Below are 2,191 nucleotides of genomic sequence, written 5' to 3'. Positions count from 1 at the left end.
CGGCCCGCTGCGCAGCCACCGCAGGGACTGCCGCCGGCCGAGCGCGAGGAGTTGCTGCGACTACGGAAGGAAGTCCGGGATCTCAAGCAGGCCAACGAGATCCTCAAGCTGGCCTCGGCTTTTTCGCGCGGGAACTCGACCCGCGGCACCACTGATCGTCGGCTTCGTCGACGAGTACCGCCAGGTCTACGGCGTCGAGTCGATCTGCGACGTGCTTACCGAGCACGGAATCCAGATCGCGCCCAGGGGCCTACCGCAAGGCCCGCCGCCGGCCACCGTCGGCGTGCGATGTCACCGGCGCCTATCTGGAGAACGCCCTGCGCGACCTGCGGGGCACACCGGAGGAGATGTACGGGCGCCGCGAGATGACCCGTTACCTGCGTCGCCAGGGCCCGCGCTGGTGTCCAGGGCACTCAACATGGCCGTGTGGCGCCGTGACCACCACGGCTACCCGGTCGAGCCCGGACTGATCCACCACTCCGATGCGGGCAGTCAGTACACGTCGGTCAAGTTCACCGAATCCCTTGCTCTGCAAGGACTCTCGGCCTCTATGGGCTCGGTGGGCGATGCCTACGACAACGCTCTAGCGGAGTCGATCATCGGCTTGTTCAAGGCTGAGGTCATCAACCGGCACGGCCCGTTCAAGACCCTCGCCGAGGTCGAGTTCGCGCTCATGGAATGGGCGGACTGGTACAACAACGCCCGACTGCACTCGCGACTGGGCTACCTGACGCCGGCCGAGTACGAAGCCGCGTATTACTCTCAATATCCACCACGCCGACCGGCGCTGGTCTGAAACCGAAGCCGGTCTCAAACTCGTGACGGTTTAAGATGCGCGTGTTCGCTGATCAGCGAACGGATCCTGCTGACCAGCATCTTGGCCGCGTTGATGTCCACCGACCAATCCCGGACCGAGCTGCTGGCCAGATCCCTGCTTCGGGTGGCGCGCAGATGTCCTTCAAGCTGGACGTGCACCTCGTCCAGCCAGGCTCCGCTGCCGGACCCGGTGAGCTTCTGCGAGGGACTGAACGCCCTGATCCCACTGGATCTGGCCCCTGTCCGCCTCGTCGACGAAGAACACGTCGCTACGAGCCCACGCCATTTCCAGATATCGCATCGCGTTGTCCGCCAACTGACCTGGCAGTGAGCACCGACACCACATCGCCGAGTACGACCGTGACGTGGTGCTTGCGACGAGAGGCGAGTACGGACGCTACGACGATCAACGTGGTCTTGCCTACCGCGGGCATGCCGACCACCTGCAGCAGATCCTTAAGTTGAAGTCTTTTCGCCGTGACCTGCCGACCTACGACCAGCTCCAGGTCTTCGATCCGCTCCAACCACTTGTTGTCGCACCAACATTTGTGGTCGTGGGCGTCCATCGACATCGCTGTCTTGCGCAGATCGGACCACGTGAAGGTGAAGATCTTGCGTGCTCGCAGCGGACGATGCCTCGGCGGTCGCTTCACCACGATCTCGGCCGGGATGACCACGCTGTGACCCGTACGTCGCACGCGATGCCGCACACCGAGTTCGGCGATCAGTGGATCTTCCACATGGTGCGGAGGAAGAGCAGCGAGCAGTTCGCGGTACTGGTCTTCACGTTCCGCGCCACCCGCCAACTGCCGACGTACGGAGGGTTGGGCGCTGTCAGGTACGTCGAACATTCGTGCCTGCTGCGCGAACACCTGATACTGGGCCAGCCGCCTTGCCCAGTCGTGTTCCGGCTTCACCGGCTCGAGCAACCAGCGGATAGCCGCTGGGATCTGGCCAAGACGGTGTTCGGCGCGCCGGAAGTCGTAGCCGGACACCAACGCCCAGGCGTCCTTCGCCGACTCGCCTGGGGCGAACTCGGCCAAGACGAACAAGGCCAACTCCACCTCGAGCATTGGTCGAAAGTCCTTCTGTGTCACGCCAGCCTGCTTCGCGAACCGGCGCGCCATGGTCTTGCTCCACCCAGTTCGATCACGGGCCACAGGTCACGACTCCTTGCTCACCGGTGTCCGGGCACTTCGCGATCAGCTGCTCATCGGTGAGCACAGCGATGTGCGGCTGTGCCCTCAACGCATCACTGTGAGTGCGCACGATCTCCGGCACGACCAGGGCAGCCTGCCTAGAACTCCTATCAAAACGATCTTGGGATACTGTTGATCATCGGGGTGTTGGCCTTGGTGTGAGGAAGGGTGAGCAG

The 2,191-nt window shown here is 63.6% G+C and carries 2 protein-coding genes and 1 other annotated feature; of the genes, one reads left to right on the top strand and one right to left on the bottom strand.

Going from position 1 to position 2,191, the window contains the following annotated elements; translation table 11 throughout:
- Positions 1 to 115 precede the first annotated feature (115 nt).
- Positions 116 to 244: a sequence feature (AL1L pseudoknot), on the top strand.
- Between the two features lie 156 nt (positions 245 to 400).
- Positions 401 to 796 (top strand): integrase core domain-containing protein, encoded by a 396-nt coding sequence (locus IEZ09_RS45800; RefSeq protein ID WP_189260130.1) that lies wholly within the window; start codon positions 401 to 403, stop codon positions 794 to 796.
- A gap of 289 nt (positions 797 to 1,085) precedes the next feature.
- Here the strand turns inward: IEZ09_RS45800 and IEZ09_RS45795 are convergent, their stop codons facing one another.
- A complete protein-coding gene (locus IEZ09_RS45795; RefSeq protein WP_189260129.1) occupies positions 1,086 to 1,943 on the bottom strand; it encodes a pPIWI_RE_Z domain-containing protein in 858 nt (285 codons plus the stop codon).
- Between the last annotated feature and the right edge of the window lie 248 nt (positions 1,944 to 2,191).

The sequence above is a fragment of the Lentzea flava genome, assembly GCF_014648475.1.
Classification (GTDB): domain Bacteria; phylum Actinomycetota; class Actinomycetes; order Mycobacteriales; family Pseudonocardiaceae; genus Lentzea; species Lentzea flava.
This window is presented reverse-complemented; position numbering and strand designations above follow the sequence as displayed.